The sequence below is a fragment of the Breoghania sp. genome, assembly GCF_030066895.1.
Lineage (GTDB): Bacteria > Pseudomonadota > Alphaproteobacteria > Rhizobiales > Stappiaceae > Breoghania.
Window position 1 is genome coordinate 63896 of record NZ_JASJAV010000007.1, and the last position, 20404, is coordinate 84299.

The following is a 20404-nucleotide window of genomic DNA, read 5'->3' on the forward strand; positions in this document are numbered from 1 at the left end:
GACCCCTTGCGACGACACGGACGTCGAGGGGTCGGCGTCGCTGCGGCGATCATCGTCGGGGATGCCTATACTTACGGCTTCGGAGGCGGGGCAAAGAGATGGCCTCATATCGCCCGGCTGGAGATTTCCGGCCTGATCACCGATAACCGAGATCGGCTGAAGCTGATCGACAAGCTCACGAAATCCAAGGCGGTGAAGGGCGTCATCCTGGAGGTCAACAGTCCCGGCGGATCGACCACCGGCGGCGAGGGGATCGTGGAGGCGCTTGCAAAACTGCGCGCCAAGAAGCCCGTAGTTGCGCACATCGGCACGGTCGGGGCCTCGGCTGGATACATGATCGCAATTGCCGCCGACCACGTGGTGGCGCGGCGCAACTCGATCACCGGCTCCATCGGCGTGCTGTTTCAGTTAGGCAATGCCAAGAAACGTCTCGATACGATCGGCGTCAAGATGGACGCCGTCAAAAGCGCGCCGCTGAAGGCGGAACCGGATTTCTATTCCGATACGAGCCCGGAAGCGCGGGCCATGCTCGCCTCTGTGGTGCGCGACAGTTACGACTGGTTCGTCGACTTCGTCGCCGAGCATCGGGGCCTGTACGAGGCGACGGCGCGCGGACTTGCCGATGGGCGCATCCTGACAGGTAATCAGGCACTTAGCGCCAAGCTGATCGACGCTGTCGGCAGCGAGGACGATGCCCGGCAATGGCTGGTGAGCGAAAAGAAGCTCGACGCGAACCTGCCGGTGATCGATTGGCGCAAGGAAGACAACGAGCCCGGGCTCAGCTTCATCGGGAAAATTGCCCAGATGTTCGGCAAAGGAGCGGCCGCAGCGGTATTCGGTTATAGCCCGATCCGTAAAATTGTCCTGCCGGAGGCACTTATGCTTGACGGTCTGGTGTCTGTTTGGCAGGTTCCTGCGATCGCCGAGACAGAAAATCCTGGAGGGGCGAAACAATGATAAAGTCGGAACTCGTTCAGCGTATCGCGGAGCAAAACCCGCACCTCTACCAGCGCGACGTCGAAAACATCGTCAACGCCATCCTGGATGAAGTTGTCGATGCCCTGAAAGGAGGCGATCGGGTCGAACTGCGCGGTTTCGGCGCCTTTTCGATCAAGAACCGCCCGGCGCGCGTCGGACGCAATCCTCGCACCGGCCAGAAGGTCGAGGTGATGGAGAAATACGTGCCCTTCTTCAAGACAGGCAAGGAAATGCGCAAACGTCTAAACGGCGGCGACGCTGGCGACGACGACTGAGTTCGACGGATCCACTTCCTGATCAGGCTTCAATCCCGTTCGGCCCTGGGCCAAACCGGCTTGAGTCCTTCAGGATTTGCCCGAGCCCGGTCTTCGTTGCCCACCGTTCCCGGCCCTGTTCGTTGCGTGCGGCGGCATGCAGCATGTCATGAGCATGTCCCCCACTTGCCGATGCCCACCCATTCGCGGCATCATGGGGGTAGTTTGCGTTGCTTCGCATGTCCGGCTCCCGGACCGAAGCCCACCAGCATGAGGTTCCCCCGCCGTGCTTAGACGAATCGCCAAGACCATCCTCCTTCTGCCGGTCATCATTTTCGCCGTTCTGGTCATTCTTCTTGCCGTGGCCAACAGGCATGAGACGATGTTGTCGCTTGATCCGCTGTCGCCGGGTCAGCCTGCATTCTCGATCAGCGTTCCGCTTTTCTGGCTGCTCTTCGGCGCCCTAGGCATCGGTATCGTGCTCGGCGGTATCGGCGCATGGGCCAAGCAGGGCAAATGGCGCAAGCAGGCGCGCTACAAGCGTCGCGAGGCGGACACGCTTCGCCACGAGGCTGACCGCCTGAAGGAAGAAGTGCAGGCCGCCAATCCCCGGCATCCCGGCCTTCCCGCCGCCGGTAACAAGCGCGCCGCCTGCCACGTCTCCCCGGCTCGCCCTTCCGCCGCCGCTCCTTGAGACGGCAGATCGACATTGCAAGCCCTGGATAGATCATGCGCGTCATCACCGCTGCAGAAATCGACGGCGCCCTCACCTTCCGCGATCTTGTGGAGACGCTAAGAAGCGCCTTTCGCGCGGATATAGAGACGCCGGTCCGTCATCACCACACGATCGCACGTCCCGACGGCGCGGATGCGACGCTGCTGCTGATGCCCGCATGGAACGATTTCGCCGCCCAGGGCCATTCCCAGCGCGGCTATATCGGCGTGAAGATCCTTTCTGTCTTTCCCGACAACGGCAGGATCTCCAAACCGTCGATCATGGGCACCTACATGCTCATGTCCGGCCAGAGCGGTGGGCCGCTGGCCGTTCTCGACGGTCCGGCCATCACGCTGTGGCGTACGGCGGCAGCCTCCGCTCTTGCAGCAAGCTATCTGGCACGCGAAGACAGCAAGCGCCACCCTGATGGTGGGAGCGGGCACCATGTCGCCCTATCTCATCCGCGCCCATGCCGCGGTTCGTCCCATTTCGGAAGTGCTGGTTTGGAACCGCACGCAGGCCACAGCCGAACGACTTGCCCGAGCCCTCGATGGCAAAGGCGGACTGAGCGTGCGCGCAACGGATGATCTTGAGGGCGGCATGCGCGGTGCGGACGTCGTTTCCTGCGCGACCGTCTCCGACAAACCGCTGGTTCTGGGCGAATGGCTGACGCCCGGCCCCCATCTCGACCTCGTCGGGGCCTTCCGGCCGGAACTTCGCGAAAGCAACGATGAAGCGGTGCGCAAGGCCCGATTTTTCGTCGACACGCGCGGCGGAACCCTCTCGGAAGCCGGCGACATGGTCCAGCCCATCGAGGCCGGGATCATCAGCGCGGACGACGTCGCCGCAGATCTTTTCGAGCTTTGCCGCGGTGAAAAAGCGGGGCGGCGCTTCTACGATCAGATCACCCTGTTCAAGTCGACAGGCACCGCGATCGAGGATCTGGCGACCGCCATTCACATCTTCCGCAAGACGTAACCGACTGGCGAAACAAATTTTTTCCATCTGCGTCAGAACGTATCGATTGGGTTGCGTAGTATTGCTCTGTCGCGTCGCATCCCCATGTCTGAGTATGGACCTAGCTGGTTCGGCCCAGCCGAACGAAAGAAAAAGATGGAGGTGCAAATGCGTTGCCGTATAGCCCGCACGGATCGACGATACGTTCGACACGGTCCTTCAACGCACGAAAGCCATGCTCAAGGCCGAAGGACTGGACGTCGTGTCCGAGCTCGACCTGCAGAGCGTTCCCTCGGGAGAAACGGAAGGGAAGCAGCTCGCCCGCCGGCCGAGGATGGCGCAGGCGTCTTGTTGCCGTGCAATGTCGTCGTCCGACAGACGGACAAGGGCGTCGAAGTCTCCGCCATTGATCCGGAAGAGGAGATCGACGTCGTCAGGAGCGGACCGGACGGACCGCGGAACTCGCACAACCGGTCCGCGACAAGCTCCAATCCGTCTTCGCGGCTCTCTACTAGCCCATCTCGGGTCTACTTGCTTCCCGGCGGCCCTATAGCCGGGAAGCGACCATCCGTACTGAATGGCGCCTGCGCGCAAGATGAACGCGATGAGACCTGCGACGATTGCCGCGGGCCATGGCGGGATCGCGACCTCCACCATCCCCCGACATAGGTGACGGCACCGGCGAACACCTCCGTCAGATAGATCTCGCGGTTGATGATGACGCTCGTCTGATTGGCAAACGTGTCGCGAATGACCCCGCCGAAAGCGGCGGTCGCAACGTCCATCAGAATCGCCACCACGGGCCTGTCGATGATCGTCAGCACCTTCGCCGCTCCCATCACCGAGAGTATAGCTTGCCATTCCCACCGCATCGGCCCAGCGCAGTGGCTTTCCGAGCGCCTCGCCCAGATGCGCAAGGAACCAGGTGGCGCTACCGGCGGCGAAACAGACGAGCAGATAGGATTGATCGCTCACCCAGAAGACAGGCACGCCGAGCAGGAGATCCCGCAGCGCGCCACCGCCGATGCCGGTAAAGGTCGCTAGCAGGATGAAGGCGAGAATATCGAGCTTCAGGCGCTAGGCGACGATACCGCCGGAAACCGCAAAGATCGCGACACCGATGAAATCGAGTATCTGGAGAAGGAACGTCATGGGTCAGGTCCATCAGGTCAGGAAGGCGACGGACCTCGCCCCGGCGGCCGTGAAGCGCTCCTGAGAGCACTCTTCGCTATGCCGTCTTGTCGATCGTCTGGCCCGCCTCGCCCGTAGTACCTTCCGGCTTGGGCTGAGCTTTCGGCCCACCGCGTGCGACACCGACCATGGCCGGGCGCAGCACGCGCTCGCCGATGACGTAGCCGGTCTGGACGACCTGTACGACCGTGCCGTTCGGCACCTGGTCGTTGGCAACCTCGAACATCGCCTGATGGAAATTCGGATCGAATTTCTCGCCCGCCGGGTCGATCTGCTTCACACCGTTCTTTTCGAGCTGGTTGAGCATCTCGCGCTCGGTCATTTCCACGCCTTCCAGCAGCGACTTCAGACCGTCATCCGCATTGGCGCGCATCTCTTCCGGAACGGCGTTCAAGGCGCGACGCAGATTGTCGCTGACATTGAGCAGATCACGGGCAAAGTTGGCGATCGCATAGACCTTGGCGTCGGAAATTTCGCGCTCGGTCCTGCGGCGCAGGTTTTCCATCTCGGCCAGGGTGCGCAGCGTGCGCTCCTTCAGCTCGGCATTCTCCGCAGCCAGAGCCTCAACGTCCGTCACACCCTCGTCGTTGGCCGGATCCGTCGCTTCCGCTCCCTGAGCCCCGACGTCTACCCGCGCCTTTTCCTCCGCGGGATCCGTTGCGGCTTCGTTTTCCATGTTCTTGGCTTCGTCGCTCATCGTGTCCCCGTCATAGAAACGGCAGAAGTTAAACCGATTGTGGCTCGTATTTGAGGGTTCCGGCCGAGAAAATCAAGCCCGAAGCCCGTGTGACGGCCGTACCAGCCGCAAATGCCTTGCCAAACCAAAAGTCCGGCAAAACTACCAGTCCGATAAAACGAAAACCCCGGCGCATGCGGCGCCGAGGCCTTTCAGGCTCAATTCGCCATTGGTGCGAGCCAAGCGATCAGATGGACTTGCTGATCCAGTTCGCAAGTTGGCTCTTCGGGAGGACGCCGACCTGGCTGGCGGCAAGCTCTCCGTCCTTGAAAATGAGCAGCGTCGGAATGGAGCGCACGCCGTACTTGATCGCCGTATTCTGATTCTCTTCGACGTTCAGCTCGGCAATCTTGACCTTGCCCTGCATCTCCGCCGAAATCTCTTCCAGCGCGGGCGCGATCTGCTTGCACGGACCGCACCATTCCGCCCAGAAATCGACAAGGACGGGTTCGGAGGAATTCAGTACGTCGGTCTCGAAGGACGCATCGGTGACTTTTTCAGTCGCCATGGGGAACCTCTTCGGTTTGAGGGTCGCGCAAATACGACCCGCGTTGGTTCAAAAGTAGGAAGGCGGGCACAGGGCGTCAAGTGACGTACTCAGGAGGTGACAGTCAGTCCGTCGACCGCCCGATCGAGGACGTCCTGCGGGATCTCCATCAGTTGCGGCGTTTCCGTCCACAGAAGGCTCGCGCGCACCCGCTTTGCGAGATAAAGCGCGGACACCAGCAGACGATAGACGCCAAGCTGGGCGATATAGTCCTCCGGCACGGTTTCAAGCGTCTCGGGAGGCTTCGCGTTGGCCTTGTAGTCGGTGATAAGCACCTCGCCGTCGGCCACCGTCAACCGGTCGATCTGGCCCGAAACCGCGTATGCCTCGCCCTGCCCGTTCACTAGCGTCCCAACGATCGGCACTTCCGCACGGCTCGAAGGCGTGAAAACCTCGGCAAAGCCCGGATCATCGAGAACGGCGAAAATCTCCTCGAGAAGGGCCTCGCGACGCGACGCAAACTGCTCATCCAGCGCGGTATCGAGGTAGCTCTGGGCCCGAAACCGACGCTCTGCGGGCTCGATATCGGGCAGGGACTGCAACAATCTGTGGACGATCTGTCCGCGCACCAGTCCCCAGTGGTTCGGATCAAGGGCGGCCTCCAGCGCATGGCGCGGTTCCGGCTCCTCGATGGAATCAGCCATCAGGTCGGCGGCGCGCGACGGAGCCAGTCGCCGGGGCTGCTGGTGCGCCGGAGCGGGGTCTGAAATCCAGCCGGGCAACGGGACACCGTCCTCAGACACCTCTGCCTCTTCGCTCCCCGAAGCCTGCACCTTCTGCTCCTGAGAGGCCCCACCGTCGGGGCGCGGCCTTTGCCAGCATCGTGCGATGACGTCTCCGGCCGGATCCTTGATCTCGCGGGCTTCCGGCGACAGAGCGTGCTCCACGAGGTTGTGCCAGCAGCCTTCGGCGCCGCCCTGCCTGCCCGCAAAGCCACAGACAACCAGACGGTCGCGCGCCCGCGTCATCGCCACATAGAGAAGTCGGCGATATTCCTCCGCCGCCGCCTCGCGCACACCTGCAATCGCGTCCGCGTGCCAAGTCGTCTGATCGGCGGAAGACGGCTTCCAGACCAGTGCGGGCGCGGCAACGAGATCATCGGAAATCGGACGGGCGAGCACATCGGGATCGTGGCCGTGATGGGCGGGCTTGCCGCCGGAATCGACCAGAAACACGATCGGCGCTTCCAGGCCCTTGGCGCCGTGCACGGTCATGATGCGTACTGCGCCTCCGGCCCCTTCCATCTCGCGCTTGATTTCCGTGGGCGCGGCGGTGAGCCAGGCGAGGAAGCCTTCAAGCCCCGGCACGCCGGTCCGCTCGTAGTCGAGCGCAAGGTTCAGGAATTCGTCGAGCACATCGTCGACTTCCTGGCCGAGACGTTCGCGCATGCGCCGCCGTCCGCCGTCGGCACCCAGAATGCGGGCGTAGAATTCGTAAGGCGGCACGAAATCGGCCCGCGCGCGCCAGTCCTCGAGGGTTTCCAACGCGAGTTTCCAGGTGGGCTTTCCATCGGCGCGCACGCGCAGCGCCTGCCACAAGGTGCGCTCTCCGCGCTCATGGGCGAGCCGGAAAAGATCGTCGTCATCGAGCCCAAAAAGCGGGCTCTTGAGCAGGGCGGCGAGCGACAGGTCATCTTCGGCCAACAGCACGAAACGGCCCAAGGCGACGAGATCCTGCACCGCGATGTGCTCGCTCAAGACAAGCCGGTCGGCACCGGCCACCGCCACGCCCGCCATTTTCAGCGCACGGTTGAGCGCGGCGACGAAAGCTCCGCGCTTCCGTACCAGAACGAGCACATCGCCCGCGCGCGCCGTGCCCTCGCGCTGCCAGCCGGCGACGGTCTCCGCGATCCGGTCGGCGACGCGGATCATCGAGCTGCCGGGCCCGGCATGATCGAGCGGCAAACGCCAGTCATCGGGCGGGTCGGTCTTTTCCTCCGCCAGCATCGGCCAGATCTCGACCTCCCCCGGATCATTGCGTCTGACGGCCTCGTGTACCGGAGCTTCTCCGTCGCGCGACAGGCCCTTGCGCACGGCCTCATCGGCGAAAACGAGATCGACAGCGCCAAGCACATCCGAGGTGGAGCGGAAGGAAAGCGTCAACCGCACATCGTGGAAAAGGCCCCCGCCTTCGGTCGCGCGGCGCTGGAAGTAGCGCCGCATTTCCGCGAAATAGGCGGGAACGGCACCCTGGAACGAGTAGATCGACTGCTTTTCATCGCCCACGGCGAAAAGCGTGCGGGTGACGGGCCGCGCACCTTCACCGGCGAAGAATTCTTCCGCCAACGCGCGGATCACCTCCCATTGGCGCGGGCTGGTGTCCTGAGCCTCATCGACCAGAATGTGATCGAGACCCTGATCAAGCTTATATTGGACCCAGGCCGCAGCCTCACGGCTGGAGAGCAGGTTGGCGGTCTTGACCACCAGATCCTCGAAATCGAGCAGTCCGCGCTGGCGCTTGTCGTGCTCGTAGCTCTGGAGAACAGCATCGGCCAGCCGCATGAGCGCCGCGGTTCCCTCCATGGTGACGACGGCGCGGCGGCGTTCAAAAAGCGCGACGAGGCGTTCCGCCTCCTGCTCCATGCGCTCGGCCACATTGGGATAATCGCGCGCCACTCCGGCGGTCACCGTCGAGGCATAGGGAGTGCCCTCCTTGGTGAGGAAAACCGAGATATAGGCGTTTCGGCACTCCTCCGACGAAATCGCACTGAGCGATGCCTCCAGAGCATCCGCCTTCTTGTTGTCGGTCTTGCCGCCTGTCCGCAAAGCCTCCGCGATCACCTTGCGCCGCTCCGACTCGATGGCCTCATTCAGAACCTCAGCATCGCAGTCGGCCACAGTCGCACCGGGCTCAACACCGAAGGTGTGCGAAAGCGCCGTGAGGCCGTCTTCCAGCGTTCCGGCTTCCACGATCCAGCACCGCAGGTCATCGCGTCGTGCGATCACCGCATCGACCACGTCGACGACCTTACCGTCGGACATCAGAGATATCAGGCTCGCGAGCGCCCGGCCCAAGGGACCGTCCTCGTCTTGCGAGGCGTGATGTAGCACTTCTGCCCGAGCATCGAAGAGCAGCTCATTCTGAACGCGCTCATCAAGCACCGTGAAATGCCCGGCGACATTGGCCTCCAGCGGAAACTGGTGCAGCAACGACTCGCAAAAGGCGTGGATGGTCTGGATCTTCAGACCGCCGGGCGTTTCCAGCGCGGTGGCAAAAAGCCTGCGGGCACGGGCGAGCTTAGCCGCATCGGGAACGGCTTCCCCCATGTCGACAATGGCGGCAGCAAGCGCCGCGTCATCGAGCGAAATCCATGTCGCCAGCGTGTCGAAGACACGCGAGGCCATTTCCGCGGCCGCGGCCTTGGTGAAGGTGAGGCAGAGAAGGCGGGAGGGATCGGTGCCGTTCAGCAGCAGGCGCACGACGCGGCGGGCAAGTACGAAAGTCTTGCCCGCCCCCGCATTGGCACTCAACCAGGCGGAGGCCTGCGGTTCAGAGGCGTTTTGCTGATTTTGCAGCGTGAGGGCGGGGATATCCATCAGCTTTCGTCCTCCTCGCCCACCGACCATTCGCGCACGCGCGCCAGATGATCGTAATCGCCGTCCATACGCGCCTCGTATTTCGGCCGCGCCCGCGACAGATACCCCGTCTCAGGACGGTCATAGGCCCCGATCAGACCGCCGAGGCGCTCAAAGGAATCCTCGGCCAGATCGGTGATATCGACATCCTTCGTCCGCACGGATTTGTATTGGCCGGGCTCGGTTCCGCCCGACAACCGGATATAGGCGATCTCGGAGACGGTCTTGCCTTCCGCGATATCCCTGAATCCACCCCGCGTCGCCATGGCGGCTTCGAGCGGCAATTGCGGGGCGAAGAGGCTCGCCACTTCCTTGGTCGAGGGCGGGGTGCCGGTCTTGTAGTCGAGCAGCACGAGCGAGTCGTCGTCGGCGATGTCGATCCGGTCGGCCCGTCCGGTGAGGTGGAAGGGGCCCGCGGGTCTCGTGAGTTCAACCCGACCGCCGACCTCCGCATGACGGGCGGCGATATCCGACCGTCCGGCCTCGAACTCCAGCACGAACCACTGCGCGATACGCTCGAACCGCGGCCACCACAGGGCGTGGATTTCCGGAAATGCAGAAAGCGGGGCGAAGCGCTCACGCCCCATCTCGACAAGTTGGTCCAGCGCGGCCTGATCGAACAGACCTGCCCATTCGCTCAGAAAATCGGCCAGCACGTCGTGGATGAGCGTTCCGCGTTCCGCCGCTCCCGGCACGCCGCCCAAGGGGTCGACAGGATCTAGCTTCAGGATATCGCGGGCAAAGAGCGCGTAAGGATCGCGGATCCAGGTCTCAACGGCCGTGACGGAGATTCGGCGCGGGCGGGCCTCGACGGGCGGTTTGGGATAGGGGCGCACCGCAGGACGGACAGGACCGCTCGGCGCATCGAGCGCGCGGGCCCAGTCGAGAAAGCGTTTTCCGCGCGCCTGCATTTCCCTTGCCGGTTCAGGGCCCGCAAGTGTGAGAACCCGTTGAAGCCAGCGCGAAGCCACGGTCGGGGCGGAACCGGCGCGGGCAGCGCGCGACAGCACCACATGGGCCGCCCCCAGCCCTTGCACGAAGTCGTGCGCGGCAAGGCCGATGCGGCGTTCGGGCGGCTCCAGTTCGACATCGCGTTTCATCAGCCGGTTGAGCCAGGGATCGTTGCGGGTGGTGGCAGGCCACGTCCCCTCGTTCAACCCGGCGAGCACCAGCGTGTCAGGCCAATGAAGGCGCGCTTCCAGCGGCCCCCAAATGTGAATGCGCGGATCGACCGGCCCACGACGGTGAACGGGGATACCGGCGATCAGAGCGTCGAAGACGCCCGGCCAGCCGGCAGCGGGAATGGCGAGGCCCACAGATCCGGCTTCCACGATACCGGTGAGCGCACCGGCCAAGGCCTCACCCGCATCGCCGGAGAAAAGGGCAAGGTCCGATCCCGTCTCATCCGCAGCAAGGGCCTTCAGACAGGCGATGCTGCGCTCGGCCAGATCTTCGACCGGCACCACCGGCCCACGCCATTCGAAAAGCTCCTCCAGCGGCGCGAGAGCGGCACTCAGGCGCGTGCAGAGATCGCGCGCGGCCGTCCATTCCGCTTCAGACAAACGGCGCCAGCGCGGCAGGCGCGTATCGACGGCCGCTTCCGCCTCAGCCGCATCGAGCGCCTTCAGCAGCCCTTGCGAGCCGCGACGGGCACGCGGTCCGCGCAGGATGGCACGCTCCAAGGCACGGGTGACATCGCGGATGACCGCTGCAGGAAGGCCCAGTCGGCACAACGGGTGTTTCAGCAAGGCGAGCAGGGTGACGGGTTCCAGCCCGTCGAGCGCGGCTTCGGCGGCAAGCCTTGCAAGGGTTGCCGGCGGAGACTGATCGAACGGCTGGCCAGCGCTGTCATCGACGGGGAGATCCCAGCGCCGCAACTCCCCGGCGACCCGGCGCGCGAGCATCCGATCGGGGGTGACGAGTGCCGCCTGACGGCCATCCGCCACAGCCTCGCGAAGCGCGAGCGCCAGCGCCAGCGCCTCTTCCGCCTCGTTGCGCGCGACAACCAGCGAGACATCCGCGAAGGCCTCCGAGGCCCGCTCCAGAACGGGTTCAGAGAGAAAGGCGCGCCAGGCATCCGTGGTCTCCGCCGGACGTAGTGCCTCGCCGACGATCACACCGCGATCGGCCAATACAGGCGATGCAGGCTCCGCAAGATTGACGACCTGATCGCGATCGGCCCCCAGATGCATCAGCAGTTTTTTCAGGCCGTATTGCGGGTGAGAAGGCACGGTGTCAGGCCCCTCCGACAAGGCGCGCCACACCGTCTCGTCCATGCCCCGGTCAAGACCGGGCAGAACCACGGCTCCCTTTTCCAGATGCACCACCACCTTGATCAGATCGGCGGTGGCGGGCACCGAACCGGTGGACCCTGCGACGATCACCGGCCCCTTGGGCGGGTTTTGCGCAAGCCTTTCCGCTTCGCGCCGGATCAGGGCGGAACGGCGGGCATTTGGATCGAGCAGGCCGTTTTCCTTCAAAAGAGCGGGCCAGGCCTGCGTTGCGATCTTCAGGAATTCCAGCGTGATCTGCCAATACTCGGCATAGTTGTCGGGAACGAGCACCGCGATCGTCTGCCAGTCGGCCTCTTCCGTCTCGATCTGATCCATCAGCGAGAGGAGATCGGAGGCAAGCCAGGCGGCATCGGCGGGGGAGGCCGGAATGGTGATTGCCTCGCCCGGCTTCAGCTTCAGGATTTCGGGACGGACCTTGGTCGCCCAGGCGAGGATCAGCCGCGTCATGACGATACGCCGCTCCATGTCGCTCATGGCGGGCGGCAACGGTTCGAGATCGGGGGAGGTGTGCAGTACCAGTTCGCTCTCGTCGACACCGCCGAGCGGCCGGATCGTCGGCAGGAACGCCACGTGTCCGCCGAACGCGCGCTGGAAAGCCTCGCGGATCGTGCGGGCCGCATGCTGGGTCGGCAGGTAGATCGTAGCATCGGCCAGGGCGAGAGGATCGCGACCGGGCGCGAAACCGGGCACCAGCGAGCCGTCGATCAGCCGGTCGACCAACGTGTCCAGAAACGGTGCGCTCGGCGGGATCGTGTAAAGGCGCGGCTCGGCCGACATCAAAGCCCCCAGGATGGAATCAACCCGGCAAGCTTAGGCCAATTCGCATGTCGACCGAAACGATCGGATGAGCGAAACCGAGTGATCTCAGGCCGCGCTTTCACGCACCTTCGCTTCCGCCTTGGCGATGGCATCAGGCGTGCCCACATGGATCCACAGCCCTTCCATGCGCACGCCGTAAAGCCGCCCCTGCTCGATCGCCTTGTCGAAAAGTTCGTTCAGGGAAAAGGGCTCTTCCGGGGCGCCGTCGAAGAGACGGGGATGAAGCAGTGCCGTGCCCGCATAGGCGAAAGGCGCCACCTTGCGTTCCTCGCGCCGCGACAGCAGGCCGTCGCGATCCATGACGAAATCGCCCAGTCCCGGATAGCCGACCGTCTCCACGGTGGAGGCGAGCATCAGCAGCGCATCCATGCAGCTGTCGTCCCAGGCCTCGAACATAACGTTCAGGTTGGGGCGGGCGCCCTCGATCCAGAAGCTGTCGGAATTGAACAGCAGGAACGGGTCGGGGCCCAGCGTGTCGAGCGCGTGGACGATACCGCCGCCCGTCTCCAAAAGCGCGTCGCGCTCGTCGGAAATCTCGATCTTCGGGGCGGAGCGACGGGCAAGATGAACTTCCACCAGATCGGCGAGCCAATGGACATTGACCACGGCGGTTTCGACACCGGCCTCGACCATTCGATCAAGGCTGCGATCGATCAGCGCCTTGCCAGCGACCTCCACGAGGGGCTTGGGGGTCGTCGCGGTCAGGGGCCGCATGCGCTTGCCGAGACCGGCGGCCAGGATCATCGCCTTGTGCGGGCGGAACGTCTTCTTGTCTGTCATTTCTTCAATCTCGAGGGCCGTTCATCGGCCTCATCCGTCTTCTATCGTGGCGCGAATCGATCGTACCAGAGCTTTATGTCGGAAAGCTCAGGATGCGAAAGAGAGCGTTCCAGGTAGGTAAAGAGCCGCGGCATGTGTGCAAGATAGCCGGGCTTGCCGTCGCGCCGGGCAAGGCGCGTGAAAATGCCGATGATCTTCGTCACCCGATGGGCTGCAAGGATGGCATAATCGCGGCGCAATGCCTCTTCGTCGAAATCCGGATCGCGCGCGCGGCGGATATCGACATAAGCCGCAACGAGCGCCTCTTCCAGTTCTGCGGGAACGGTGACGCGGGCGTCCTGTGCAAGGGATGCCAGGTCATAGGCCTCCGGCCCCAGCACCGCATCCTGAAAATCGATCAGTCCCAGCCGGTCATTGCCCGTCTCGCCATCGCGCCAGATCAGGTTCGGCGAATGGAAGTCGCGCAGGATCCAGGTCTTGCGCGAACTCTCCAGCATGGTGATGAGCCGGTCCCAGATCCGGTGGAATGCGACCGACGCCTCCTCGGAAGCCGGCGCGCCCGTCACATCAGGGACGTACCAGTCGAGATAGAGATCGGCCTCGATCATCAAAGCGTCGCGATCATAGGCCGGCAGCCGATAGGCGGTGCCATGTTCAAGCGCCACCTCGGCGGGCCAGTCACGGGCATGGAAATCGGCCAGAAGCTCCACCGCGGCCTCATAGCGCTCGGCAATCGGCGCCCCGTCGGCAACGATCGCCCCGCGGCCCAGATCCTCGATCAGCAGAAAGCCAACCTCGAGATCGGCGGCATAGATCTCAGGTGCGCAGAAGCCCGCCTCTCGCAACGCGCTGTCCACGGCCACGAACGGACGGACATCTTCCGCCAGATGGGCGATGCGGCTGTAGGGCTTGCCGAGACACACGGGCGGGCCATCGGGGCGCGCAGGCGCGTTCATAGCGATGGCGTGGCGCTCGGTAGTGTCGACGGTCTCGTAGCGACGTGCGAAGGCATCGCCCTGCAGGAAACGCCGGGCGGCGCCGTTCCAGCCGGAGCGCTCCAGAAACGCGCGCAGCATAAGGCTGCGGGGAAGCCGTTCCGCCCAGTCGCCCGTATCCGCCGCAAAGGTCGCGACGCGGGCATCAGGGGTCTCGCCCTGCTCCAGAAGCAGCCACAGCGTGTCGGCGGGGAGCAACCCTTCCACCCTCCCCGGCCATTCGATCAGCGCCACACCGTCGGTCAGCATGTCGTCGAGCCCCAGTTCCTCGACTTCCTCGGGATCCTCTGTGCGATAGAGATCGAGGTGAGCAACGGAAAAGCGGGGAAAATCGTAAGGCTGGACGAGCGTGAAGGTGGGGCTTGGAACCTCAAGCTCCGCGTCGTCGGCCAGCGCACGCAGAAGAGCGCGGACGAGCGTCGTCTTTCCCGCGCCGAGATCGCCCTGCAGCGCCACCGTATCGCCGATGCACAGGATCATGGCGAGATCCTCCGCCAGAGATCGCGCGGCGGCTTCGTCGGCGAGATCGATGCGCAAGGGTCGTAAGGCGGACACGGGCGTGCTTCTCGAACGTTGTTGCAAGCGTGCGGCTTATAGCGCATGTCGGGGCCTGTGGTGAAGGAAAAGCGGCGACATAGCCCCGTGTCTTTTAAGCCGTCCCCGACGCACGCCTCTGCATCGAAATAAACTCAAATGCCTAGGATCGGGCCTACTCCGCCGCGTCGCACTCGCGCACCTTCGGCTTTTGCGGGAACTTGGCGATCACCGTGGTGCCGACATTTTCCTCGGACTGGATCTCCACCGAACCGCCGTGCAGTTCCACGAAGCTTCTGACGATCGCCAGTCCCAGCCCGGCTCCGCGACGGCGCGACCCGGAGGTGTGGCCGACGAAACGCGAAAACACCGTATCGATGTTTTCCTTGGCGATGCCGCAGCCGTGATCGCGCACGACGAAACGAATCTCGCTGCCGGTGCGCGTGCAGGCCAGTTCCACCACGCCGCCCTCGTCGGAATAGCGGATCGCATTGGAAATCAGATTGAACAGCACCTGGCGAAGCCGCCGCTCGTCGGCAACGAAGGTTCCGATATCCTTCGGCACGTCGACGCGCAGATCGATATGGGTGTCGACCAGCCGGTCCTTGAGCCCTTCGATCGCGCCGGTGACCACATCCGCGATCTCCACCTCGCCGAGATCCAGCTCCATGATGCCCGCATCGATGGTCGCAAGATCGAGAATGTCGTTAATGATCGCAAGAAGCGCGGAAGACGACGACATGATGTAGTCGGTGTATTCCGACTGCTTTTCCGTCAGCGTGCCGAACTTGGGATCGGAGAGGAGCTGGGCAAAGCCGATGATGTTGGTCAGCGGCGAGCGCAACTCGTAGGACACGTGCTGGACGAAGGTGTTCTTGAGCTGATCGGCCTCGCGCAAGGCTTCGTTTTTGTCCATCAGCGCGCGCTCGACATTGACCGAGTCCGTCACGTTGACGAAGCCGACCAGCGTGCCGCCATCCGGCAGAGGCACGGTGGTGTAGTCGAGCACGTTGCCGTCGGGGCGCTGCATGCGGCCGGAAGCGCGCGCGCGGTTGTCGGCAAGGCCGGTGATGGTCGTCGTCAGCCCCTTCCAGGCTTGCGGGTCGGAGAAGAGACGCGCGCAGGTGCCGAAGATCGTGGAGACGTGCGGGCTTTCGCTGAGATCCTCCTCCTGGAGCTGCCAGAAGGAGGTGAAGGCCGGATTCCACAGACGCAGGCGTCCGTCGGAGCCGAACACGGCAACGGCCTCGGTCAGGTGATCCAGCGTCTCGCCCTGAACGCGGATCAGCGCGTTGTAGCGGCTCTCCAGCTCGATGCGCTCGGTGACGTTCTCGTAGATGTAGGTCACGCCGCCCTTGGCGTGCGGATTGGCGATGACACGCAGCGTCTGGCCGTCGGGAAGATGCCACCACACCTCGCGTGGCTCCAGCGACTGATAGCTTTCCAGGTGCTTTCTCTGCCACTGCCGGTAGTCGGCCTGCTCGGGCAGCTTGCGCGCCGCGCGCATGGCATCGAGCACCGCGCCATCCTCCGGCCCGCCTTCCAGGAAGGCCGTGTCGAGACCGAACAGGGTCTGGAAGGCCGCGTTGTGGAACTGCAGGCGACGGTCAGGACCGAAGATCGCAACGGCCGTGGCGAGCTGATCGAGCGTGCGGGCGTGGAACTCCAAGGTGCGCTTCAGCTCTGCGCGCATCTGCTCAAGTTCGCTGGTATCGAGCGCCAACCCGGCGCTGCCGGACGACTGCGTGACGTCGATGACGTCGAACACATGCCGACGACCGGCCGCGACCACGGGTAGACGCGCCTTGAACTGGCCGTCGTCGTCACGCTCCTCGGTCATGGCGCGGCGCCCGGCGGCATCGAGCAATTCGATATCCTGCTCCACCGCGCTTTCGGCATCGGCCTCCACGGCGGCGGCATAGGCGCGGTTGACCCAAGATATGTGCCCTTCCGAATCGCGCAGCCAGACGGGACCGTCGAGCGTATCGAGCAGGGCCTTGAGCGTCGTCATGTCGGAATTGAGACGCGCGTGATCGTGCGTCAGATCGGCATGACGGGCGCGCTCGCCGGTCAGGTCGCGCAGACGCAACACCGCCCAGCCTCCGGCGGTGCGTCCCGAGGCTTCGATGAAGCCGCCTTCGCGGGCCTGAAGCGTCAAGGTGAAGGCGGCGCCGTTTTCGCGCAGCATCTCCAGCAGGCCTTCAAGCCGCACGGCGCTGTCGGGCTGCAACCACGTTCCGAAGGCCAGCAGGGCATTGGGACTGCGCGGCGCACCACTCGCCCCGTTGAGACCGCCGAGAACAATCGGCTCGGCCGAGCGCGACGGCCACACGACCAGACGCTGATCATCGGTATCGAGCACGCCTTCCAACCGGTCGAGACGCAGCTTGAGATCGCCGTTTTCAGTAATCAGCCTTTCCAGACGGGCCTGAGTCCGGCGGCGAATGCGTACTATGCCGATCGCACTGGCCACACCGAAGGCGACGGCGCCGACGAATGCGGCGAACCAGATCACTTCCAGGGAATTGAGGGGACCGGCAAGAAGCGACATGTCAGGCAGAGCTGCCTCGGCGGGCGAAAGAGCGGCGCCAAGAAAGGGAAGAACGGCAACAAGGCTCGTCGTGCCCAGCAGCGAGAATGCAATGGAACGGCGTCGCTTGCGGGCCCGGGATTTCGGCTCCACGTATTGGAAGCCCGGATCGGCGCCCCGCGCATCGCTCTCAGAACCGTCACATGGAATCCACCCGTGTCGCGCCGCGTTGACACGGGCACGGAGTCTGCCGCAGTCCGGCATGAAAACCGTCCCCTCTGCCGCTGGAGGCGTGAATGAAACCCCGAATCCCGTCGCCGTCTGCCTCATGCGGCGTGCGATTCGCTTTACCATAACGTGTTTGGGAATCAGGCAGAAGAGTACCAACCCCTAAAACAGAAAACGAAGCGCGCCTATGACGCACTCCGCGAGTCAATCCCGGGGTTTGGTTCGGGCCGGAGCGGTGGAAAACCTTTGGACATCGACGCCAGATGACGTCGATGCCGTTCCGCCCGGCCCGATCCGGATCAGTACTTGTAGTGCTCACTCTTGTAAGGACCGGCCTTGTCGATGTCGAGATAGGCGGCCTGTTCGTCGGAAAGCACCGTCAGCTTCGCGCCGAGTTTGTCGAGATGCAGGCGAGCAACCTTTTCGTCGAGGTGCTTGGGCAGCACGTAGACTTGGTTCTTGTACTGGTCGCCCTTGGTGAAGAGCTCGATCTGAGCCAGCACCTGGTTGGTGAAGGAGGCGGACATCACGTAGCTCGGGTGACCCGTGGCGTTGCCGAGGTTCACCAGACGGCCCTCGGAGAGCAGGATCATGCGCTTGCCTTCGGGGAACTCGATGAGATCCACCTGCGGCTTCACATTGGTCCACTTGTAGTTCTTCAGGCTGGCGACCTGAATCTCGTTGTCGAAGTGGCCGATGTTGCACACGATCGCCATGTCCTTCATGGCGCGCATGTGGTCGAGCGTGATGGTGTCCTTGTTGCCCGTGGCGGTGACGAAGATGTCAGCCGTCGGAGCAACCTCTTCCAGCGTACGAACCTCGTAGCCGTCCATAGCCGCCTGCAGGGCGCAGATCGGGTCGATCTCGGTGACGACGACGCGCGCGCCGGCACCCGACAGGGAGTGGGCCGAGCCCTTGCCGACATCGCCGTAGCCACATACGACGGCGACCTTGCCAGCCATCATCACGTCGGTACCGCGGCGGATGCCGTCGACGAGCGATTCACGGCAACCGTAGCGGTTGTCGAACTTCGACTTGGTGACGCTGTCGTTGACGTTGATCGCCGGGAAGGGCAGCTCGCCGCGATGCTCCATCTGGTAGAGCCGCATGACGCCCGTGGTCGTCTCTTCCGACACACCCTTGATGCTGTCGCGAATAGCGGAATACCAACCCGGGTTCTTGGCGAGGCGCTTCTTGATGGTGGTGAAAAGCGCTTCCTCTTCCTCGTTCGACGGATTGTCGAGGACGCTCGGGTCCTTCTCCGCCTTGGCACCGAGCAGCACCAGCATGGTGGCGTCGCCGCCGTCGTCGAGGATCATGTTGGCGGTCTGGCCGTCGCCGAACTCGAAGATCTTGTCAGCGTATTCCCAGTACTCTTCCAGCGTCTCGCCCTTGACGGCGAAGATCGGAACGCCCGTCTTGGCGATTGCCGCAGCGGCCTGGTCCTGGGTAGAGAAGATGTTGCACGAGGCCCAGCGGACACCGGCGCCCAGCCCAACCAGCGTCTCGATGAGAACGGCGGTCTGGATCGTCATGTGAAGCGAGCCGGCGATGCGTGCGCCCTTCAGCGGTTTGGAGGAACCGAATTCCTCACGGGCTGCCATCAAACCCGGCATCTCGGTCTCGGCGATGTCGATCTCGGTGCGCCCCCAATCGGCAAGGGCAATGTCTTTGACGATATAGTCAGTCGCGGTCATGAGAATTCCTGTGGCTGCGTGAACCGTAAATGCGATGATTCGGGGTGGAGCCCCTCAACGTCCCGCGGCCGTAAGCCGGCCGAAACGATCGGCCGCGTTATAACGCCGATAGGGAAATGCGGCAATAAGGATATAAAGATTTCTTTATATTGAAGATCAAGACGTTAATCGACCGTCGGCAGAATCGCGCCAAGCGGCTTTGCCGGAAAGATGCACATTCGGCCGATGCAATCGCACTGCACCCGCACAGCCAACGCGCGACGAAGCCTACCGGATACCGGCGAAGAAACTGATCGGGTTCACAATTTCGGAGCGGCCGTCTATCGGTTCATTCTTCGAACGGAAACGGGAAATGCGGAGGCCGGGGCCCAATGCCGCCGGGACCAAGGATCGAGACTGACACTCAATCCATCTCACCGAAGCTCTGCTCGACGAGATCGACGATGGCATTCATCGCCGCTTCGGCTTCGCGCCCCGCGGTTGCGACGCGGATACAGCAGCCGGGGCTGGCGGCCAGCATCATCAGCCCCATGATCGAGGTACCGCCGACGGTCTGACCGTCACGCGAGACTTCCACCTGGGCGTCGAACTGCTCGACCAGCTTGACGAGGCGGGCGGACGCGCGCGCATGCAATCCGCGCCGATTGACGATCTTGAGATCCCGTTCCATGGCGGGCGTCTCGATCCGCTCATATCGATGAGCGTCGTCCGCGTCCACCTCTTCGGCGAGCGCGGCCTGTTGTTTTTCGGGACTGTGCGGACGATCGTTCTGGATCACGATGCGCTCTCCTTACTGCTTACTGCCCCGACAAAACCTGACTGGCGACGGAGATGTACTTCCGTCCCGCCTTGCGCGCCTGCTCGACCGCGTCGGCGAGCGAGCCGTCGGCCCGCACACTTGCCAACTTGATCAGCATCGGCAGGTTCACGCCGGCGACCACTTCCACGTTCTTGCCTTCCATCACGGAGATGGCGAGGTTCGAGGGAGTGCCGCCGAACATGTCGGTCAAGAGCACGACACCGGCTCCCTCATTCACCCGCTCCACGGCCGCCAGGATGTCCTGACGACGTTGTTCCATATCATCGTCGGGACCGATGGAGATGGTGGCTACCCGCTCTTGCGGACCGACCACATGCTCCAGCGCCAACTTGAATTCCTCTGCCAAACGTCCATGCGTGACGAGGACGAGACCTATCATCTCTGACCCGCTAATATGCTTGTCACCTGCGTGCCAGTTTGTTCGGGACAACAGTCCCTCCCGACACATCCATCAGCTTTGCCGCGCACCCGATGTCTCGAACACCTTGCCCGGTTCAACACCAGATCCCCCAACGCCCTGCCTCTTAACGCCCCGCGCGTCGGTGCCGTTTCCGAGAGGGAACCAACCTGTCCCGACACCCGCCGGCTTATTTTCAGAACGCTCATCTTGGCGCTGCTTCGCCGCAGTGCAAGAAAAATCGCCAGATGACCGGTTAAATTTCGCGCGAATGCGACTCTTCCGCCAACACCATGGCCGAAAATGCCTATAGGGAAACACGGTGTCGCGAAATACCCGCATCTTTCATCAGTTGCG

General features: G+C 63.5%; 15 protein-coding genes and 2 pseudogenes. 5 read left to right on the forward strand and 12 right to left on the reverse strand.

The window, feature by feature from the left end; all coding sequences use genetic code 11:
• Positions 1-108 precede the first annotated feature (108 nt).
• From sppA to QNJ43_RS26945, 5 genes and pseudogenes are all read left to right on the forward strand, one after another.
• Positions 109-957, forward strand: coding sequence for a signal peptide peptidase SppA (gene sppA / locus QNJ43_RS09465; protein WP_300469602.1), 849 nt, complete (start codon positions 109-111; stop codon positions 955-957).
• Positions 954-1253: an integration host factor subunit beta gene (locus QNJ43_RS09470; protein WP_300469408.1), complete on the forward strand. Its 300-nt coding sequence runs from the start codon at positions 954-956 to the stop codon at positions 1251-1253. The genes sppA and QNJ43_RS09470 overlap by 4 nt, the downstream gene beginning before the upstream one ends.
• A gap of 265 nt (positions 1254-1518) precedes the next feature.
• The gene (locus QNJ43_RS09475) at positions 1519-1926 is read left to right on the forward strand and encodes a lipopolysaccharide assembly protein LapA domain-containing protein (RefSeq protein ID WP_300469410.1); all 408 of its coding nucleotides are present in this window, start codon (positions 1519-1521) and stop codon (positions 1924-1926) included.
• A gap of 35 nt (positions 1927-1961) precedes the next feature.
• Positions 1962-2291: pseudogene (locus tag QNJ43_RS26940) on the forward strand (ornithine cyclodeaminase family protein); the annotation flags it as partial.
• A gap of 100 nt (positions 2292-2391) precedes the next feature.
• Positions 2392-2925 carry a hypothetical protein gene (locus QNJ43_RS26945; protein WP_346432921.1) on the forward strand — a complete coding sequence of 178 codons (534 nt, stop codon included), beginning with the start codon at positions 2392-2394 and terminating at the stop codon, positions 2923-2925.
• A 506-nt stretch (positions 2926-3431) separates the two neighbouring features.
• On the opposite strand, the gene QNJ43_RS09485 is transcribed toward QNJ43_RS26945, so the two are convergent.
• From QNJ43_RS09485 to QNJ43_RS09535, 12 genes and pseudogenes are all read right to left on the reverse strand, one after another.
• On the reverse strand, positions 3432-3728 hold the full coding sequence (locus QNJ43_RS09485; RefSeq protein WP_300469412.1) for a TRIC cation channel family protein: 297 nt from the start codon (positions 3726-3728) through the stop codon (positions 3432-3434).
• 148 nt (positions 3729-3876) lie between these two features.
• Positions 3877-3978 (reverse strand): annotated as a pseudogene (locus tag QNJ43_RS26950) (TRIC cation channel family protein); the annotation flags it as partial.
• A gap of 154 nt (positions 3979-4132) precedes the next feature.
• Positions 4133-4792, reverse strand: coding sequence for a nucleotide exchange factor GrpE (gene grpE / locus QNJ43_RS09490; RefSeq protein ID WP_300469414.1), 660 nt, complete (start codon positions 4790-4792; stop codon positions 4133-4135).
• 226 nt (positions 4793-5018) lie between these two features.
• The gene (gene trxA / locus QNJ43_RS09495; protein ID WP_300469416.1) at positions 5019-5339 is read right to left on the reverse strand and encodes a thioredoxin; all 321 of its coding nucleotides are present in this window, start codon (positions 5337-5339) and stop codon (positions 5019-5021) included.
• An 89-nt stretch (positions 5340-5428) separates the two neighbouring features.
• Positions 5429-8914, reverse strand: coding sequence for a double-strand break repair helicase AddA (gene addA / locus QNJ43_RS09500; protein WP_300469418.1), 3486 nt, complete (start codon positions 8912-8914; stop codon positions 5429-5431).
• A complete protein-coding gene (addB, locus tag QNJ43_RS09505; RefSeq protein ID WP_300469420.1) occupies positions 8914-12024 on the reverse strand; it encodes a double-strand break repair protein AddB in 3111 nt (1036 codons plus the stop codon). Before addB ends, addA begins: the two co-directional genes overlap by 1 nt.
• An 87-nt stretch (positions 12025-12111) precedes the next feature.
• Positions 12112-12846 (reverse strand): nucleotidyltransferase family protein, encoded by a 735-nt coding sequence (locus QNJ43_RS09510; protein ID WP_300469422.1) that lies wholly within the window; start codon positions 12844-12846, stop codon positions 12112-12114.
• Positions 12847-12887: 41 nt separating this feature from the next.
• Entirely contained in the window at positions 12888-14396 is a 1509-nt protein-coding gene (tsaE, locus tag QNJ43_RS09515) for a tRNA (adenosine(37)-N6)-threonylcarbamoyltransferase complex ATPase subunit type 1 TsaE (protein WP_300469424.1), read from the reverse strand.
• 154 nt (positions 14397-14550) lie between these two features.
• The gene (locus QNJ43_RS09520) at positions 14551-17058 is read right to left on the reverse strand and encodes a PAS domain-containing sensor histidine kinase (protein ID WP_300469426.1); all 2508 of its coding nucleotides are present in this window, start codon (positions 17056-17058) and stop codon (positions 14551-14553) included.
• 374 nt (positions 17059-17432) lie between these two features.
• Positions 17433-18830, reverse strand: coding sequence for an adenosylhomocysteinase (gene ahcY, locus QNJ43_RS09525; RefSeq protein WP_300469428.1), 1398 nt, complete (start codon positions 18828-18830; stop codon positions 17433-17435).
• A 403-nt stretch (positions 18831-19233) separates the two neighbouring features.
• Complete coding sequence (locus QNJ43_RS09530; protein WP_300469604.1) at positions 19234-19500, reverse strand: HPr family phosphocarrier protein; 267 nt, start codon at positions 19498-19500, stop codon at positions 19234-19236.
• A 127-nt stretch (positions 19501-19627) separates the two neighbouring features.
• Entirely contained in the window at positions 19628-20029 is a 402-nt protein-coding gene (locus tag QNJ43_RS09535; RefSeq protein ID WP_300469430.1) for a PTS sugar transporter subunit IIA, read from the reverse strand.
• Between the last annotated feature and the right edge of the window lie 375 nt (positions 20030-20404).

What these genes read in the sequence shown, in the direction of transcription:
- QNJ43_RS09470 (WP_300469408.1), top strand. Translation starts at nt 954, where the DNA reads ATGATAAAGTCGGAACTCGTTCAGCGTATCGCGGAGCAAAACCCGCAC.
- QNJ43_RS26945 (WP_346432921.1), top strand. Translation starts at nt 2,392, where the DNA reads ATGTCGCCCTATCTCATCCGCGCCCATGCCGCGGTTCGTCCCATTTCG.
- grpE (WP_300469414.1), bottom strand. Translation starts at nt 4,792, where the DNA reads ATGAGCGACGAAGCCAAGAACATGGAAAACGAAGCCGCAACGGATCCC.
- trxA (WP_300469416.1), bottom strand. Translation starts at nt 5,339, where the DNA reads ATGGCGACTGAAAAAGTCACCGATGCGTCCTTCGAGACCGACGTACTG.
- addA (WP_300469418.1), bottom strand. Translation starts at nt 8,914, where the DNA reads ATGGATATCCCCGCCCTCACGCTGCAAAATCAGCAAAACGCCTCTGAA.
- addB (WP_300469420.1), bottom strand. Translation starts at nt 12,024, where the DNA reads ATGTCGGCCGAGCCGCGCCTTTACACGATCCCGCCGAGCGCACCGTTT.
- QNJ43_RS09510 (WP_300469422.1), bottom strand. Translation starts at nt 12,846, where the DNA reads ATGACAGACAAGAAGACGTTCCGCCCGCACAAGGCGATGATCCTGGCC.
- ahcY (WP_300469428.1), bottom strand. Translation starts at nt 18,830, where the DNA reads ATGACCGCGACTGACTATATCGTCAAAGACATTGCCCTTGCCGATTGG.
- QNJ43_RS09530 (WP_300469604.1), bottom strand. Translation starts at nt 19,500, where the DNA reads ATGGAACGGGATCTCAAGATCGTCAATCGGCGCGGATTGCATGCGCGC.
- QNJ43_RS09535 (WP_300469430.1), bottom strand. Translation starts at nt 20,029, where the DNA reads ATGATAGGTCTCGTCCTCGTCACGCATGGACGTTTGGCAGAGGAATTC.